Below are 16,543 nucleotides of genomic sequence, written 5' to 3'. Positions count from 1 at the left end.
ATTTTTGCAACCTGTGTCACGAAATTGACTTTGGCGCGCCATCCCCCGCAGTGAGAGGCAATCTCTCATCCTCCCGTCTCCTCCCCCATAAAAAAGCCGGGGGTGGAGGATTTACCAGGTTAATGAATGCCGCATAGTCAGCCCATCTTGAATGTGTCTTTAAGTGACAAGTTGTAACGAAGGGAGATGGGCATGGCGAGCGTACAGCTGCGAAATATAACGAAAGCCTGGGGAGACGTGGTGGTATCGAAAGATATCAATCTCGACATCCAGGAAGGGGAGTTCGTGGTGTTTGTCGGGCCATCGGGCTGCGGCAAATCTACCCTGCTGCGTATGATCGCCGGGCTGGAAACCATAACCAGCGGTGATTTGTTTATCGGCGAAACCCGGATGAACGACATCCCACCCGCAGAACGCGGCATCGGCATGGTCTTCCAGTCTTACGCGCTCTACCCTCATCTCTCCGTCGCGGAAAATATGTCTTTCGGCCTGAAGCTGGCCGGCGCCAAAAAAGATGTGATCAACCAGCGCGTCACTCAGGTGGCGGAAGTGCTGCAGCTGGCGCACCTGCTTGAGCGTAAGCCGAAGGCGCTTTCCGGCGGCCAGCGTCAGCGCGTAGCCATCGGTCGTACCCTGGTGGCGGAGCCTCGCGTCTTCCTGCTGGATGAACCGCTTTCAAACCTCGATGCCGCGCTGCGCGTGCAGATGCGTATCGAAATCTCCCGCCTGCACAAGCGGCTGGGACGCACGATGATTTACGTGACCCACGATCAGGTTGAAGCGATGACTTTGGCCGACAAGATTGTGGTGCTGGATGCAGGTCGCGTCGCACAGGTAGGGAAACCGCTTGAGCTGTATCACTACCCGGCCGATCGCTTTGTTGCGGGCTTTATTGGCTCGCCAAAGATGAACTTCCTGCCGGTAAAAGTCACCGCAACCGCCATTGAGCAGGTTCAGGTAGAGCTGCCAAACCGCCAGCAAATTTGGCTGCCGGTGGACAGCGCCCGCGTTCAGGTTGGCGCAAACATGTCCTTAGGCATCCGCCCGGAACATCTGCTGCCCAGCGATATCGCCGACGTGACCCTCGAAGGGGAAGTGCAGGTGGTTGAGCAGCTTGGTCACGAAACGCAAATTCATATCCAGATCCCAGCCATCCGTCAGAACCTGGTCTACCGCCAGAACGACGTGGTGTTGGTAAAAGAGGGAGCCACATTCGCTATCGGTTTGCCACCGGAACGTTGCCATTTATTCCGTGAGGATGGCACGGCGTGTCGTCGGTTGCATCAAGAGCCGGGCGTGTAAGGCTTCCCATTAAAATAAAACGCGAACCCCTTAGCGCTGCAGCAGCAGGCAGAACGACGGGCGAAGTGTTCAAAGAAAAGCAATGATCTCAGGAGATAGAATGATGATTACTCTGCGCAAACTTCCACTGGCGGTAGCCGTTGCGGCAGGCGTTATGTCTGCTCAGGCGATGGCCGTCGATTTCCACGGTTATGCTCGTTCCGGCATTGGCTGGACCGGCAGCGGCGGTGAACAGCAGTGCTTCCAGGCAACCGGTGCTCAAAGTAAATACCGTCTTGGTAACGAATGTGAAACCTATGCGGAATTAAAACTGGGCCAGGAAGTATGGAAAGAAGGTGATAAGAGCTTCTACTTCGATACTAACGTCGCGTACTCCGTATCGCAGCAGAATGACTGGGAATCAACCAGCCCGGCATTCCGTGAAGCCAACGTGCAGGGTAAAAACCTGATCGACTGGCTGCCAGGTTCCACCATCTGGGCCGGTAAGCGTTTCTACCAGCGTCATGACGTTCACATGATCGACTTCTACTACTGGGATATTTCAGGTCCTGGTGCTGGTATTGAAAACATCGATCTGGGCTTCGGTAAGCTGTCTATGGCGGCAACCCGTTCTTCTGAGTCCGGCGGTTCTGCCACCTTCGCTGACCGCGATGCGCTGGGCAACCGTATTTATGACAACATCGTGCCGAACGACGTCTTCGACGTGCGTTTAGCGCAGATGGAACTCAACCCAGGCGGTACCCTGGAGCTCGGCGTCGACTACGGTCACACCAACGTTCCGGATAACTACTACCTGCAGCCAGACGCGTCTAAAGACGGCTGGATGCTGACCGCTGAACACACCCAGAGCATGCTGAAGGGCTACAACAAGTTCGTGCTGCAGTACGCAACCGACGCGATGACCTCCAACGGCAAAGGCGTTCCGCAGGGCGGCAGCATTAACAACGACGGTACCATGTGGCGCGTGCTTGACCACGGCGCGATCTCCATGGGCGATAGCTGGGACATGATGTACGTTGCGATGTACCAGGATATCAACCTCGACAACAACAACGGCACCAAATGGTGGACCGTCGGCGTACGTCCAATGTACAAATGGACGCCGATCATGAGCACCCTGCTGGAAGTTGGCTACGACAACGTAGAATCGCAGAAAACCGGCGACAACAACAACCAGTACAAAATCACCCTGGCACAGCAGTGGCAGGCTGGCGACAGCATCTGGTCGCGTCCGGCAATCCGCGTATTCGCAACCTACGCCAAGTGGGATGAGAAATGGGGCTATGCGAACGGCGACTCCGGTACTGGCTACACCTCCGGCGTGGCGTATAACGACACCTCTGCGAAGACCTTCAGCCGTGGCGATAGCGACGAGTGGACCTTCGGTGCCCAGATGGAAATCTGGTGGTAATCCTGCCTGACCTGTCATGACCAAAAGAGGGGCGCAAGCCCCTCTATCTTAGGCCCTGCGAGCTATTGCCTGGCTACCGCTCGGCCATCGGAATTGAGGTGATAACAATGAAAATGAATAAAAGTCTCGTTGCCCTCTGCCTGTCCGCCGGCCTGTTGGCCAGCGTACCCGCAGTCAGTTTTGCCGATGTGAATTTTGTGCCGCAGAATACCGCTGCCGCACCGACGATCCCCGCCTCCGCGCTACAGCAGTTAACCTGGACGCCGGTCGATCAGTCAAAATCTCAGGTCACCAACCTCGCGACGGCAGGACAGTCGCTGAATATTCCCGGCATCACCGGGCCGGTCGCCGCCTATAGCGTCCCGGCGAACATCGGTGAGCTGACCATTACCCTGACCAGCGAAGTGAACAAGCAGACCAGCGTTTTTGCACCGAACGTGCTGATTCTTGACCAGAATATGACGCCATCTGCGTACTTCCCGAGCAGCTACTTTACCTACCTCGAGCCGGGCGTAATGAGCTCGGATCGCCTCGAAGGGGTGATGCGTCTGACGCCGGCGCTGGGCCAGCAAAAGATTTACGTCCTGGTCTTTACCACGCCGCAGGATCTGCAGCGGACCACCAAATTAATCGATCCGGCGAAGGCCTACGCCAAAGGTACGGGTAACGCGGTACCGGATATTCCGGACCCGATTGCCAAACATACCACCGAAGGTACCCTGGGTCTGAAGGTGAAAACCTCTTCCGGCTCCAGCGTGCTGGTTGGCCCGCTGTTTGGCTCCTCCGGCCCGGGTCCGGTTACCGTCGGCAATACGGCCGCGCCGGTATACAGCGCGCCGGCCGCCGCTCCGGTTGTGGCTCCGGTCGCCGCACCGGCGGCGAAGAGCGAGCCGATGCTGGACGATACGGAAACCTACTTTAACAACGGCATCAAGCAGGCGGTTGCGAAAGGTGATATCGACAAAGCCCTCAAATTGATGAACGAAGCCGAGCGCCTCGGCTCGAAATCTGCCCGTTCCACCTTTATCAGCAGTGTAAAAGGCAAGGGGTGATCGTCTCCCCACAATGCTGATGTTTAGGCACAGCCTTTAGGTGCGTCCGCCTGGACGCACTTTTTTTTCTCGCGCGCGGCTGCTGTTGCATGGCTGTTGCGCGGAAGATCGTATCTTGATGTTTGCCCGCCCCGATCGGCCTATTCTGCGATACAATGCCTTCACGTTATGTATCGGAGAATCAGGCATGTCACATCCTGCGCTTACGCAACTGCGTGCGCTGCGCTATTTTGCCGCTATGCCCCCGCTGGAACCCTCGCTGCGCGACTGGCTGCTGCTGGAAGACTCAATGACCAAACGCTTTGAGCAGCAGGGGAAAAAGGTTAGCGTTATGCTGGTCAACGAAGCGTTCGTTGGACGTGAAGCGCTGGTCGGCGAAGAAGCGCTGCTGCCGGATGAAGCGCGTTACTGGCTGCGGGAAATTATTCTCTGCGCCGATAATGAACCCTGGCTGGCCGGGCGCACTCTCGTTCCGGAATCGACGCTGAGCGGCCCCGAACTGGCGCTGCAGCAGCTTGGACAGACGCCGCTGGGCCGCTATTTGTTCACGTCTTCGACGTTAACCCGTGATTTTATTGAAATTGGGCGCTATGCGGAGCTCTGGGGGCGTCGTTCCCGCCTTCGGCTGAGCGGTAAACCGCTGCTGCTGACAGAGCTGTTTCTGCCGGCATCGCCGCTGTATTAAGAGGAAGAGAAAATGGAGTGGAGTCTGACGCAGAATAAGCTGTTGGCGTTTCATCGCCTGATGCGTACTGACAAACCGATCGGCGCGCTGCTGCTGCTGTGGCCGACGCTGTGGGCGCTATGGGTAGCGACGCCAGGTATTCCGCCGCTGTGGATTCTGGCCGTTTTTGTCGCCGGAGTGTGGCTGATGCGCGCCGCCGGCTGCGTGGTCAACGACTATGCCGACCGTAAGTTTGACGGTCACGTTAAACGCACCGCGCGTCGCCCGCTGCCCAGCGGCGACGTGACGGAGAAAGAGGCCCGGGTGCTGTTTGCCGTGCTGGTGGTGCTCTCATTCCTGCTGGTGCTGACCCTCAATACCATGACCATTCTGCTGTCGGTGGCGGCGCTGGCGCTGGCGTGGGTCTATCCATTTATGAAACGCTACACCCACCTGCCGCAGGTGGTGCTCGGCGCGGCGTTTGGCTGGTCGATTCCGATGGCCTTCTCCGCGGTGAGCGAATCGCTGCCGCTGAGCTGCTGGCTGATGTTCCTCGCCAACATTCTGTGGGCGGTGGCCTACGATACCCAGTATGCGATGGTCGACCGGGACGATGACCTTAAAATTGGCATCAAATCAACGGCGATTTTGTTTGGTGAAAACGACCGCCTGATTATCGGCATGCTGCAGATCGCGGTGCTGGTATTGATGGGCGCGGTAGGCTGGCTGAACGGCCTGGGCTGGGAATACTACTGGTCGCTGTTTATCGCGGCGGGGCTGTTTTTCTGGCAGCAGAAGCTGATTTTCCGTCGTGAACGCGACGACTGCTTCAAAGCGTTTTTAAACAATAACTACGTTGGGCTGGTGCTGTTCCTCGGCCTGGCGATGGGCTACATGGCGTAGTTTCCCCAGTCTTCGTTATGACTCCCCGGCCTGCGATGCGCAGGCCGGGGCAGGTCTCAGGCGCTACGCTTCATCCTGCGCGGCGCTTTCAATCGTCAGACGCACATCCGAGGTAATCAGGTTCGCCAGCATCTGGTAAACCTTCAGCGTCTCTTCCGGCTCGGCGTCGCCGGTATCGCTAATGTAGCCTTCGTCACGCAGCGTCAGTACCAGAGTACTGAATACCGCCTTATCGAAGAACTCCGGCGCGTTGATACCGTGCAGAACCGACAGGCGCTGGGCCATCGTGCGACTCTCTTTCTCCAGCGAACTGCGGTTAATCGAAGGATTCGCGCTCAGCAGCCAGAAGGTGATGGCGTAGCGCTGGAGCGTTTCACGCGCGCCGGCGGCCAGCAGCTGCAGCAGGCGGGAGTGCGACGGGTTGATGCTTATCTCATCATCGCTCAGCACCAGCAGGCCCTGGCGCTGCATCTCAGCGGTCAGCGCATCGATAACGCTCGCCAGCTCCTCTTTTTCCCAGCGCAGGAACAGCTCGGCCTTCAGCAGCGGATAGAACATCTCGACGTGACGCAGCACCTCCGCGCGGGTGATCCGCCGATGCTGGGTCACAATCGCCGCCAGCAGCGAAGGCATCATCAGCATATGAGCGATGTTGTTGCGGTAGTAGGTCATCAGCACCGCCTGCTCGCGCGGCAGAATAATGATGTCGCCGATGGTGTCCTTCTCGACCTCGAACTTATTCATCTTCAGCGCGTGGTCAATCAGCTCGCTGGCGGAAGCCGCCGGCGTGGTCGCGTCCGGAGAGTAGGGCACGTTACGCAGCAGATCGAGATAGCACTCAAGCTGCTGGGTCAGCTGCTCGCGGGTCAGCGAACGCTGGCGCGATGCCAGCAGCGCGGTACAGCACAGGTTCATGGCGTTTGCCGCGCCGGCGTTGTTGATGCGGACCATCAGATCGGCGGCGATGCTGTTTACCGTCGGCGTCAGCCAGGACGGGCGAATGGCTTCGATAGGATCGATAGATTCGCGCCACTCCGGCACGTGCTGGTTGAGATAGGTCATCAGCGGCAGCGGTTCGCCGAAGTTAACGTACCCCTGGCCGAGGTTACGCAGCTTGCTCAGGCCGCGCAGCATCTGCGGCAGGCTCTCTTTCTCTTTCGTCGCGCCGCGCAGCTCTTTGGCGTAGGTTCCGACTTCCATCACGTGCTCGTAGCCGATGTAGATGGGAACCAGCGTGATTGGCCGGGTGCCGCCGCGCAGCATCGCCTGAATAGTCATCGACAGGGTGCCGGTTTTCGGGTCCAGCAGGCGCCCGGTACGGGAGCGTCCGCCCTCGACGAAGTACTCCACCGAGTAGCCACGGCTGAACAGCTCGCCAAGATATTCGCGGAATACCGTTGAGTAGAGCTTGTTGCCCTTAAACGTACGGCGAATAAAGAACGCGCCGCCGCGGCGGAAAATCGGCCCTGCTGGCCAGAAGTTGAGGTTGATGCCGGCGGCGATATGCGGCGGTACCAGCCCCTGGTGGTAGAGCACGTACGAGAGCAGCAGGTAGTCCATATGGCTACGGTGGCACGGAACGTAGACGATCTCGTGCCCTTCATGCGCCAGCTGCCGCACGCGCTCGGCGTTGTGAACGTTAATGCCCTGATACAGCCGGTTCCAGGTAAAGCCCAGCACGCGGTCGGTCAGGCGAATCATCTCGTAGGAGAAGTTGGCGGCGATCTCTTCCATCAGCGCGATGGCGTTTTGCTGCGCCTTCTCGTGGGAGATTTTCTTGCTGCGGGCTTCGTCTTCCACCGCACGGGCGATGGCTTTTGACGCCAGCAGCTTGTTGAACAGATCCTGACGAGCGGGCAGGCGCGGGCCGACGGCGGCCAGGCGCTGGCGGGCGAAGTGCATACGCGCCACGCGGGCCAGCTTCTGGGCGATGGTTTTGTCGGTTCCGTGCTCGGACGCCATTCGGCGTAGCGACACCGGCGGCGAGAAGCGCACGAAGCTGTCGCGGCCCAGCCACAGCACGGCGAAGAATTTCTGAATACCATTAAGCATGCGCAGCGGCGGATTGAGCTCGCCTTTTTCGCGCCCGGGCGCACGACCAAACATCACCGACACCGGCACCATTTGCACATCGAGGTCAGGGTGGTTGCGGTGCAGATCCAGGTAGTCGTGGAACAGCTTGATGGACTCTTCTTTCGGCGTGTAGTAGGTAAATACGCGCGGGCCGCCATGGATGAAGACGTAGCGGGGCAGCAGGGTGCCGTCGATTTCGAGCGGCTCGAGCGGATCGGCTAAATCGTGCTCCAGGCACTGCGCGCGCAGCGTCAGCAGGTCTGCCTTCGAGTTATAGGGCAGAACGTACATAATCGGACGCGAGGTATCCAGTCCTAATTCCTGAGCAGGCTCTGCGGGAATAGACTTGCTTTTTACCAGCAGCCGTAATGGTAAATTAAGTAATTTATAGTAAATTCGTTGCCAGCCGGACATAAACGATGTGAAGCCTCTGGTTAATCATGCAAATGCGCGGCAAGAATAACAGAAAGTGCGCAAAATTTCCGTCGCCACGCGGCAAACGCGTACACTCATTGACGTCATTTACATAAAAAGGTTCTTTTGATGGCCAATAATACCACCGGGTTAACCCGAATCATTAAAGCAGCAGGGTATTCCTGGAAAGGTTTTCGTGCGGCATGGATAAATGAGGCCGCCTTTCGTCAGGAAGGGATCGCCACCGTTATTGCCATTGCGATCGCCTGCTGGTTGGATGTTGACGCCGTGACGCGCGTGCTGCTGATAGGCTCGGTCCTGTTAGTGATGATAGTCGAAATTCTTAATAGCGCGATTGAGGCGGTGGTGGACCGGATTGGCTCCGAGCACCATGAGCTTTCCGGACGGGCGAAGGATATGGGCTCTGCGGCGGTCTTTCTGGCGATCGTCATCGCGCTGATCGTCTGGGTTACGCTGCTGTGGTCGCACTATCGCTAAGCGCCGCTAGCATCAGGCTATCGGGTTTGCCGTCCACCGCCCCGGTTTAGCGTCCGTGGGCCGGAGGCCGGCGAGCCTCCCTCCACGCGTTTTTTTGTCTCGCGTGGAGCCGCAGCGCCTCGCCACCATCCCCTCTGCGTTAACCGGCTCCGGCGGGCATCAAAACAAAAGAATCTCCTGATTTATGTGTGAAATTTGATTCCAAAATCACCGTTAGCTGTATATACTCACAGCATAACTGTATATACACCCAGGGGGCGGAATGAAAGCGTTAACGACCAGGCAGCAAGAGGTGTTTGATCTCATCAGGGATCATATCAGCCAGACGGGCATGCCGCCGACGCGTGCGGAAATTGCTCAGCGCTTGGGGTTCCGTTCCCCAAACGCGGCGGAAGAACATCTGAAAGCGCTGGCGCGTAAAGGCGCAATCGAGATCATTTCCGGTGCCTCCCGCGGTATTCGTCTGCTGACTGAAGAAGAGCCCGGCCTGCCGCTGATTGGCCGCGTCGCTGCCGGCGAGCCGCTGCTGGCGCAGCAGCACATCGAAGGCCACTTCCAGGTCGACCCGGCAATGTTCAAGCCGAGCGCGGACTTCCTGCTGCGCGTCAGCGGTATGTCGATGAAAGACATCGGTATTCTGGACGGCGATCTGCTGGCGGTACACAAAACGCAGGATGTGCGCAACGGGCAGGTTGTGGTCGCACGCATCGATGAAGAAGTGACGGTTAAACGCCTTAAAAAGCAGGGTAACGTCGTCGAACTTCTGCCGGAAAACAGCGAGTTTTCACCGATCGTGGTGAACCTACGCGAGCAAAGCTTTACCATTGAAGGTCTGGCCGTCGGCGTCATCCGCAACGGCGAGTGGCTGTAAGCGCCTTCTCTAACGCAGCATCGTCTGATGCATGATGCTGCGCTATCTCTCCTCGCTCAGGCTTTCCCCCATGTTTTTTAATGCTGCTGATAAGGCCCTGTGGCGCCTGGCGCTACCGATGATTTTCTCCAATATCACCGTCCCGCTGCTGGGCCTGGTGGATACTGCGGTCATCGGCCATCTTGATAGCCCGGTTTATCTGGGCGGCGTGGCGGTCGGCGCGACGGCGACCAGCTTCCTGTTCATGCTGCTGCTCTTTCTGCGAATGAGTACCACCGGCCTGACGGCGCAGGCGTTTGGCGCAAAGGATCCCGTTCGCCTGGCGCGCGCGCTGGTGCAGCCGCTTGGCCTGGCGCTGGCCGCCGGTCTGCTGATCGTTGTGTTTCGTATTCCGCTCATTAACCTCGCGCTGCATATCGTCGGCGGCAGCGAAGCGGTGCTGGAGCAGGCCCGGCGTTTCCTGGAGATCCGCTGGCTGAGCGCTCCGGCATCGTTAGCTAACCTGGTGCTGCTTGGCTGGCTGCTGGGCGTCCAGTATGCCCGCGCGCCGGTGATCCTGCTGATTGTCGGCAACCTGCTGAATATTGTCCTCGATCTGTGGCTGGTGATGGGTCTGCACATGAACGTGCAGGGCGCGGCGCTGGCGACGGTGAGCGCCGAATACGCCACCTTTATCATTGGTCTGCTGATGGTGAAACGCGTGCTGACGCTGCGCGGCGTGTCGTTCGCTATGCTCAAGGGCGCCTGGCGCGGCGACATCCGGCGGCTGCTGGCCCTCAACCGCGACATCATGCTGCGTTCGCTGCTGCTGCAGCTCTGCTTCGGGGCGGTGACCGTGTTCGGTGCGCGTCTGGGAGGCGATATCGTGGCGGTGAACGCCATTCTGATGACCATGCTAACCTTCACCGCCTATGCGCTGGATGGCTTTGCCTACGCCGTGGAGGCCCACTCCGGGCAGGCCTACGGCGCGCGCGACGGCAGCAAGCTGCTGGAGGTATGGCGGGCCGCCTGTCGACAGTCCGGCATGGTCGCGCTGGCGTTTGCGCTGATCTACAGCGTGGCGGGCGAGCAGATTATCGCTCTGCTGACCTCAATACCTTCGCTCCAGCAGCTCGCCGACCGCTATCTGTGGTGGCAGATGATTCTGCCGACGATCGGCGTCTGGTGCTATCTGCTGGACGGGATGTTTATCGGCGCGACGCGCGGCAGCGAAATGCGTAACAGCATGGCGGTGGCCGCCTTGGGCTTTGCCTTAACCCTGCTGACGCTGCCGGTGCTCGGTAACCACGGACTGTGGCTGGCGCTGGCGGTGTTCCTGGCGCTGCGGGGCCTGTCGCTGGCGCTGATCTGGCGGCGGCACTGGCAGCGTGGAACCTGGTTTTCATAACGTGTTTTGTCGTAAAGATGGTTAAAGATTCCGAATAATAAAATTAACTCAGAATTCTCATCTATAGTTAATCATACGTCCGGCACACAGCGGGCTGTTAACTCACCGAACGATGAGGATTGAATTATGAATAAAGACGAAATCGGCGGTAACTGGAAACAGTTAAAAGGTAAGGCCAAAGAGCAATGGGGCAAGCTTACCGACGATGATATGACCGTCATCGAGGGCAAGCGCGACCAGCTGGTCGGTAGAATCCAGGAGCGTTACGGCTACGCTAAAGATCAGGCAGAGAAAGAAGTGTCTGACTGGGAAACCAAAAATGACTATCGCTGGTAGCGATCGGACATAAAGCGTTAACCCTTTGTTTTAACGCATTGTTATTGCCTGCCCGAACGGTACAAGGACGTACGAAAATCCCCTGATTCCCGCTGCGGCTAACGCCTCAGCGGGCTTTCTTTTTAATCTGGATGGTGTGGTCGTGGTGACAGTGCCCCGGCGTGTTGCAGGCTTCTACTTCGACGCATCCCGCGCACAGCCCGTGTGCTTCAATGACGTTATGGCGCAGGGCGAAGCCCATTTTTGCCGCCAGCGTATGCATGATGTCCTCTACGCCTTCCGCGCACTCTTCTTTCACCACGCCGCAGCGATCGCAGATAAACATCGCTGAGCTATGGGTTGGCTGATCGAACAGATGGCACAGCACATAGCTGTTGGTTGATTCCACCTTGTGCACGAAACCCTGCTCCAGCAGAAACTCCAGCGCCCGGTAGACCGTTGGCGGCTTGGCCTGCGGCTCTTTACCGCGCAGCAGATCGAGCAAATCGTAGGCGCTGATCGCCCCCTGCTGCAGACTCATCAGGCGCAACACTTCCAGGCGCTGCGGAGTCAGGCGCACGCCCCGCTGCGCGCAGAGCTTTTCAGCATGCGCTAACATTTCTTGCGAAGTGGACTTATCCATGAGCATCCTCTGGTTGCGTAACGATGAAGTTGTTACTTTATCACGATCCAGGCAAAACGCCGAGAACCCACGGTTTGTGCTATACCTGATGCATCTCATTTTCGGGAGAAAACGATGAAACGACCTGATTGCATTCGACATTGGCGCGAGCTGGAGGGGCCGGATGATGCCACCTATCCTGACAGCACCGAGCTCTTTTCCATCGGCGCGCCGCTGGCCCGGGGTTTACGGCTAAACCGGCTGGGGATCCATCATGAACGCCTGCTGCCGGGGCGTCGCACCTCTTATCCGCATGCGGAAAGCGATGAAGAAGAGTTTATCTACGTGCTGGAAGGGTATCCGGAAGTGTGGATAAACGGCTATCTGTGGAAGCTGGAACCCGGGGACAGCGTGGGTTTTCCCGCCGGTACCGGGGTATGCCATACCTTCCTGAACAACACCGAGGAGGAGGTGTGCCTGCTGGTGGTCGGCGAAGCGAATAAAAAATTTAACCGGATCTACTATCCGCTTAACCCCAGCTACGCCGCGACGCGCCAGGATCGCTGGGTTGACCATCCGCCGCAGTTCTTCGGTCCTCACGATGGCAAGCCGCGCAGGAAATAGCGTTTTTCTCACCCCAGGATATGACCATTGGCGCTATGCGCCTGTGGTTTATCTTTGTGCTATAGTAGCGCCCCTTTTTACCCGGATGCCTGTTTATTCGCCATGATGCCAGAATCAACTTCTACCGCTTTTGCTGCCCACCGTTTTTCCATCGCACCGATGCTCGACTGGACCGACAGGCACTGCCGCTACTTCCTGCGCCAGCTGTCGCGCCATACGCTGCTGTACACCGAAATGGTGACCACCGGGGCGATTATTCACGGTAAAGGCGACTATCTGGCCTACAGCGAAGAGGAGCATCCCGTTGCGCTACAGCTGGGCGGTAGCGATCCGGCTGCGCTGGCGCAGTGTGCGAAGCTGGCGCAAGCGCGCGGCTACGATGAGATCAACCTCAACGTCGGCTGCCCGTCTGACCGCGTGCAGAACGGAATGTTCGGCGCCTGCCTGATGGGCAATGCGCAGCTGGTTGCCGACTGCATTAAGGCAATGCGCGACGTGGTCTCGATTCCGGTAACGGTAAAAACGCGTATTGGCATTGATGACCAGGATAGCTATGCGTTCCTGTGTGATTTCATCGATACCGTATCCGGGAAAGGCGAATGCGATATGTTTATCATCCACGCCCGCAAAGCCTGGCTTTCCGGCCTGAGCCCGAAAGAGAACCGCGAGATCCCGCCTCTGGACTACCCGCGCGTCTACCAGCTAAAGCGTGATTTTCCGCATCTGACGATGGCGATCAACGGTGGGATCCGCTCGCTGGAAGAGGCGAAGCTGCACCTTGAGCATATGGACGGTGTGATGGTTGGGCGCGAAGCGTACCAGAATCCAGGCATGCTGACCGCGGTTGACCGGGAGATTTTTGCGGCCAGTGGCGCGGATACTGACCCGGTTGCCGTGGTGCGCGCCATGTATCCGTATATCGAGCGTGAGCTGAGCAACGGGACCTATCTTGGCCATGTGACCCGCCATATGCTGGGCCTGTTCCAGGGGATCCCCGGCGCTCGCCAGTGGCGTCGCTACCTGAGTGAAAACGCACACAAGGCCGGGGCGGATATTAACGTCCTGGAACACGCGCTGAAGCTGGTGGCCGATAAGCGTTAACGTTTCGCTAAAATTTAGTCAAATACGCCACGCCCTGAAGTTAACTTCAGGGCGTTTTGCTTTAAATTCAATAAATTATAATTGGCACGCTTCTTGTAATGCCTGAGTACAGAGGGCTATTGCTTTGGAGAGAAGACGATGCTGGAACTGCTATTTATTATTGGTTTTTTTGTGATGCTGCTGGTGACCGGCGTGTCGCTGCTGGGCATTATTGCCGCGATTGTTGCGGCGACGGCGCTGATGTTCGTCGGCGGTCTGTTTGCGATGATGATTAAACTGCTGCCGTGGCTGCTGTTGGCCGTTGCGGTGGTATGGGTGATCCGGGCGATAAATAAGCCAAAAATCACCCGCTACCGTAGCAACAACCGCTGGCGTTATTAAGGTAGTGAGTGGTAGGTCACAACCTGAGGAATTTTGCATAAAACGGCGTAGGTTTTGCTTATTAAATCTGTCACTATTAGCGCGTTAACGAATTCATCGCGCTGTACCCTACATACAGCCGAACTAAAAAAAGTAAGGGCTTCCATTTGGAAGCCCTAAACTTTTCTACCCTCCCGACTCTCCCGTCATACTTCGAACTACAGGTGCGTTGGCTGCGTTAACTCACCCCGGTCACTTACTGGAGTAAGCTCCCGGGGATTCGCTATCTTGCCGCCTTTCTGCCGCCCGGATTATTTAGGGAGGTTTCCCGTTCAGGCAGCAGGGGCGTTTTGCTATTACGGCAGCAGCAGGCTTGAGCCTTCGGTGGCGCGGCTTTCGAGCACCTCGTGCGCGCGTCGTGCGTCGGCCAGCGGATATTTTTGGCTCTCGGCAACGTCGACGTTTATCACCCCGCTGGCGATCAGCGAAAAGAGCTCGTTACTGGCTTCCACCAGCTCTTCGCGGTTGGTGATATAGCCCTGCAGAGAAGGGCGGGTAACGTACAGCGAACCTTTCTGGTTGAGGATCCCCAGATTAACGCCGGTAACCGGGCCGGAGGAGTTGCCGAAGCTGACCATCAACCCTCGCCGCTGCAGACAGTCAAGCGAGGCCTCCCAGGTGTCTTTACCCACGGAATCATAGACCACGTGCACCTTCTTACCCTCGGTAATCTCTTTTAGCCGCTCGGCGATATTCTCTTCACGATAGTTGATCGTCTCCCAGGCTCCGGCCTGCTTCGCACGCTGTGCCTTTTGCGCACTGCCGACGGTGCCGATGAGCCTGGCGCCCAGCGCCTTCGCCCACTGGCAGGCTATCAGCCCGACGCCGCCGGCCGCGGCGTGGAACAGGAACGTCTCACCGGCTTTGATTTCGTAGGTTTTACGCAGCAGATAATAGACCGTCAGCCCCTTAAGGAAGGAGGCTGCCGCCTGCTCGAAGGAGATGGCCGCAGGCAAAATCGCGGCCTTATCGGCGGGGACGTTATGCACCGAGCTGTAGGCGCCCAGCGCCGACTGGGCGTAAACGACGCGATCGCCGGCTTTAATATGGGTGACGCCGCGCCCGACCTTGCTCACCACGCCGGCGGCTTCGGTACCTAATCCGCTTGGAAGCGCAGGGGGCGGATAGAGGCCGCTGCGAATGTAGGTATCGATGTAGTTGATACCAATAGCTTTGTTCTCTACCTGTATCTCGTGCTCTGCCGGATCCCCTGCCACAAACTCCACCACCTGCAGAACTTCGGGGCCACCGTGCTTGTGAAATTCAATACGTGTTGCCATGCTTCCTCCTGAACTATGTGGTAACCTTTCGAGCCAATTTCTATACCGGGAATTCCATTCAATATGGCAGGAAATAAACCCTTCAACAAACCCCAGACTGAACCCCGAGTTCGCGATCCGCAGGTCGCCGGGTTGAAAGTACCGCCGCACTCGATTGAAGCGGAACAGTCGGTGTTGGGCGGTTTAATGCTGGACAACGAACGCTGGGACGACGTCGCCGAGCGCGTTGTTGCAGAAGATTTTTACACGCGTCCGCACCGTCATATCTTTATTGAAATGGCCCGCCTGCAGGAAACCGGCAGCCCGATTGACCTTATTACGCTCGCGGAATCGCTTGAGCGCCAGGGGCAGTTGGACAGCGTAGGCGGTTTCGCCTATCTGGCTGAACTCTCAAAAAATACGCCAAGTGCGGCGAACATCAGCGCTTATGCCGATATCGTGCGCGAACGTGCCGTTGTCCGCGAAATGATCTCGGTGGCGAACGAAATTGCCGAAGCGGGCTTTGACCCCCAGGGCCGCACCAGCGAAGACCTGCTCGATCTGGCCGAGTCCCGGGTCTTTAAGATCGCCGAGAGCCGCGCGAATAAAGACGAAGGTCCGCGAAATATCGCCGAAGTGCTTGATGCGACCGTTGCGCGTATCGAGCAGCTGTTCCAGCAGCCGCACGACGGCGTCACCGGCGTCAATACCGGCTATGACGACCTGAATAAAAAGACCGCAGGTCTGCAGCCGTCGGATTTGATCATCGTCGCGGCGCGTCCGTCGATGGGTAAAACGACGTTTGCGATGAACATCGTCGAAAATGCGGCGATGCTGCAGGATAAGCCGGTCCTGATTTTCAGCCTCGAGATGCCCTCTGAGCAAATTATGATGCGTACCCTGGCCTCGTTGTCGCGCGTCGACCAGACGCGTATTCGTACCGGCCAGCTGGATGACGAAGACTGGGCGCGAATTTCGGGCACCATGGGCATTCTGCTGGAAAAACGCAATATCTATATCGATGACTCCTCCGGCCTGACGCCGACGGAGCTGCGCTCCCGCGCCCGCCGTATCGCCCGCGAGCACGGCGGCATTGGCCTGATTATGATCGACTACCTGCAGCTGATGCGCGTACCGGCGCTCTCCGATAACCGTACCCTGGAGATCGCCGAAATCTCCCGCTCGCTGAAGGCGCTGGCCAAAGAGCTGCAGGTGCCGGTGGTGGCCCTGTCGCAGCTTAACCGCTCCCTGGAGCAGCGCGCCGATAAGCGCCCGGTAAACTCCGATCTCCGTGAATCAGGCTCTATCGAGCAGGATGCCGACTTAATCATGTTTATCTATCGTGATGAGGTTTATCACGAGAACAGCGACCTGAAAGGCATCGCCGAAATTATTATTGGTAAGCAGCGTAACGGCCCCATTGGTACGGTACGTCTGACGTTTAACGGGCAATGGTCGCGCTTCGATAACTATGCCGGCCCTCAGTATGATGATGAGTAAATCTCCGTAGTCCTTCACGCCGCTGGTACGTTGACTCGCCCGCCCGTCTCGGTCACTTAGCCTATTAAGCTCCCGGGGCGCCCGGGCCTGTCGCCTTCCGGCAGCGCGATGGATACCGGCGACTCTT

Annotated in this window: 16 protein-coding genes; 13 read left to right on the top strand and 3 right to left on the bottom strand. The window is 57.8% G+C overall.

The annotated features are described in order from the left end of the window. Nucleotides 1–192: 192 nt before the first annotated feature. The 5 genes from malK (at nt 193) to ubiA (ending at nt 5,332) form a co-directional block, all read left to right on the top strand. Entirely contained in the window at nt 193–1,302 is a 1,110-nt protein-coding gene (gene malK, locus HCK03_RS24740; protein ID WP_041143587.1) for a maltose/maltodextrin ABC transporter ATP-binding protein MalK, read from the top strand. A 100-nt stretch (nt 1,303–1,402) separates the two neighbouring features. Further along, entirely contained in the window at nt 1,403–2,713 is a 1,311-nt protein-coding gene (locus HCK03_RS24735) for a maltoporin (RefSeq protein ID WP_041143588.1), read from the top strand. Between the two features lie 107 nt (nt 2,714–2,820). Beyond that, nucleotides 2,821–3,765, top strand: coding sequence for a maltose operon protein MalM (gene malM / locus HCK03_RS24730; protein ID WP_041143589.1), 945 nt, complete (start codon nt 2,821–2,823; stop codon nt 3,763–3,765). 187 nt (nt 3,766–3,952) lie between these two features. Beyond that, the gene (ubiC, locus tag HCK03_RS24725; protein ID WP_041143590.1) at nt 3,953–4,450 is read left to right on the top strand and encodes a chorismate lyase; all 498 of its coding nucleotides are present in this window, start codon (nt 3,953–3,955) and stop codon (nt 4,448–4,450) included. Between the two features lie 12 nt (nt 4,451–4,462). Further along, the gene (ubiA, locus tag HCK03_RS24720; RefSeq protein ID WP_041143591.1) at nt 4,463–5,332 is read left to right on the top strand and encodes a 4-hydroxybenzoate octaprenyltransferase; all 870 of its coding nucleotides are present in this window, start codon (nt 4,463–4,465) and stop codon (nt 5,330–5,332) included. Between the two features lie 63 nt (nt 5,333–5,395). On the opposite strand, the gene plsB is transcribed toward ubiA, so the two are convergent. Next, on the bottom strand, nt 5,396–7,819 hold the full coding sequence (gene plsB / locus HCK03_RS24715; RefSeq protein ID WP_041143592.1) for a glycerol-3-phosphate 1-O-acyltransferase PlsB: 2,424 nt from the start codon (nt 7,817–7,819) through the stop codon (nt 5,396–5,398). Nucleotides 7,820–7,948: 129 nt separating this feature from the next. Between plsB and HCK03_RS24710 the strand changes: the two genes are divergently transcribed. The 4 genes from HCK03_RS24710 to HCK03_RS24695 all read left to right on the top strand — a co-directional run bounded on the left by HCK03_RS24710 (nt 7,949) and on the right by HCK03_RS24695 (nt 10,911). Then, nucleotides 7,949–8,317: a diacylglycerol kinase gene (locus tag HCK03_RS24710; protein WP_041143593.1), complete on the top strand. Its 369-nt coding sequence runs from the start codon at nt 7,949–7,951 to the stop codon at nt 8,315–8,317. Between the two features lie 262 nt (nt 8,318–8,579). Continuing rightward, complete coding sequence (gene lexA, locus HCK03_RS24705; RefSeq protein ID WP_041143594.1) at nt 8,580–9,188, top strand: transcriptional repressor LexA; 609 nt, start codon at nt 8,580–8,582, stop codon at nt 9,186–9,188. Nucleotides 9,189–9,258: 70 nt separating this feature from the next. Beyond that, nucleotides 9,259–10,575 carry an MATE family efflux transporter DinF gene (dinF, locus tag HCK03_RS24700; RefSeq protein WP_041143595.1) on the top strand — a complete coding sequence of 439 codons (1,317 nt, stop codon included), beginning with the start codon at nt 9,259–9,261 and terminating at the stop codon, nt 10,573–10,575. A 126-nt stretch (nt 10,576–10,701) separates the two neighbouring features. Continuing rightward, complete coding sequence (locus tag HCK03_RS24695; protein ID WP_041143596.1) at nt 10,702–10,911, top strand: CsbD family protein; 210 nt, start codon at nt 10,702–10,704, stop codon at nt 10,909–10,911. 106 nt (nt 10,912–11,017) lie between these two features. Here HCK03_RS24695 and zur read toward each other — a convergent pair whose 3' ends face one another. Beyond that, the gene (gene zur / locus HCK03_RS24690) at nt 11,018–11,533 is read right to left on the bottom strand and encodes a zinc uptake transcriptional repressor Zur (protein ID WP_041143597.1); all 516 of its coding nucleotides are present in this window, start codon (nt 11,531–11,533) and stop codon (nt 11,018–11,020) included. Between the two features lie 114 nt (nt 11,534–11,647). Here zur and HCK03_RS24685 point away from each other — a divergent pair, with 114 nt between their 5' ends. The 3 genes from HCK03_RS24685 (at nt 11,648) to pspG (ending at nt 13,618) form a co-directional block, all read left to right on the top strand. After that, nucleotides 11,648–12,136, top strand: a complete 489-nt coding sequence (locus HCK03_RS24685) for a cupin domain-containing protein (protein ID WP_041143598.1) — start codon at nt 11,648–11,650, stop codon at nt 12,134–12,136. A gap of 102 nt (nt 12,137–12,238) precedes the next feature. Next, nucleotides 12,239–13,237, top strand: coding sequence for a tRNA dihydrouridine(20/20a) synthase DusA (dusA, locus tag HCK03_RS24680; RefSeq protein WP_143717711.1), 999 nt, complete (start codon nt 12,239–12,241; stop codon nt 13,235–13,237). 138 nt (nt 13,238–13,375) lie between these two features. Then, a complete protein-coding gene (pspG, locus tag HCK03_RS24675) occupies nt 13,376–13,618 on the top strand; it encodes an envelope stress response protein PspG (protein ID WP_041143599.1) in 243 nt (80 codons plus the stop codon). Nucleotides 13,619–13,953: 335 nt separating this feature from the next. Here the strand turns inward: pspG and HCK03_RS24670 are convergent, their stop codons facing one another. Continuing rightward, complete coding sequence (locus tag HCK03_RS24670; protein ID WP_041143600.1) at nt 13,954–14,937, bottom strand: quinone oxidoreductase; 984 nt, start codon at nt 14,935–14,937, stop codon at nt 13,954–13,956. A gap of 63 nt (nt 14,938–15,000) precedes the next feature. Here HCK03_RS24670 and dnaB point away from each other — a divergent pair, with 63 nt between their 5' ends. After that, on the top strand, nt 15,001–16,416 hold the full coding sequence (gene dnaB, locus HCK03_RS24665) for a replicative DNA helicase (protein WP_041143601.1): 1,416 nt from the start codon (nt 15,001–15,003) through the stop codon (nt 16,414–16,416). Nucleotides 16,417–16,543: the final 127 nt, after the last annotated feature.

Source organism: Klebsiella terrigena, from assembly GCF_012029655.1.
Lineage (GTDB): Bacteria > Pseudomonadota > Gammaproteobacteria > Enterobacterales > Enterobacteriaceae > Klebsiella > Klebsiella terrigena.
This window is presented reverse-complemented; position numbering and strand designations above follow the sequence as displayed.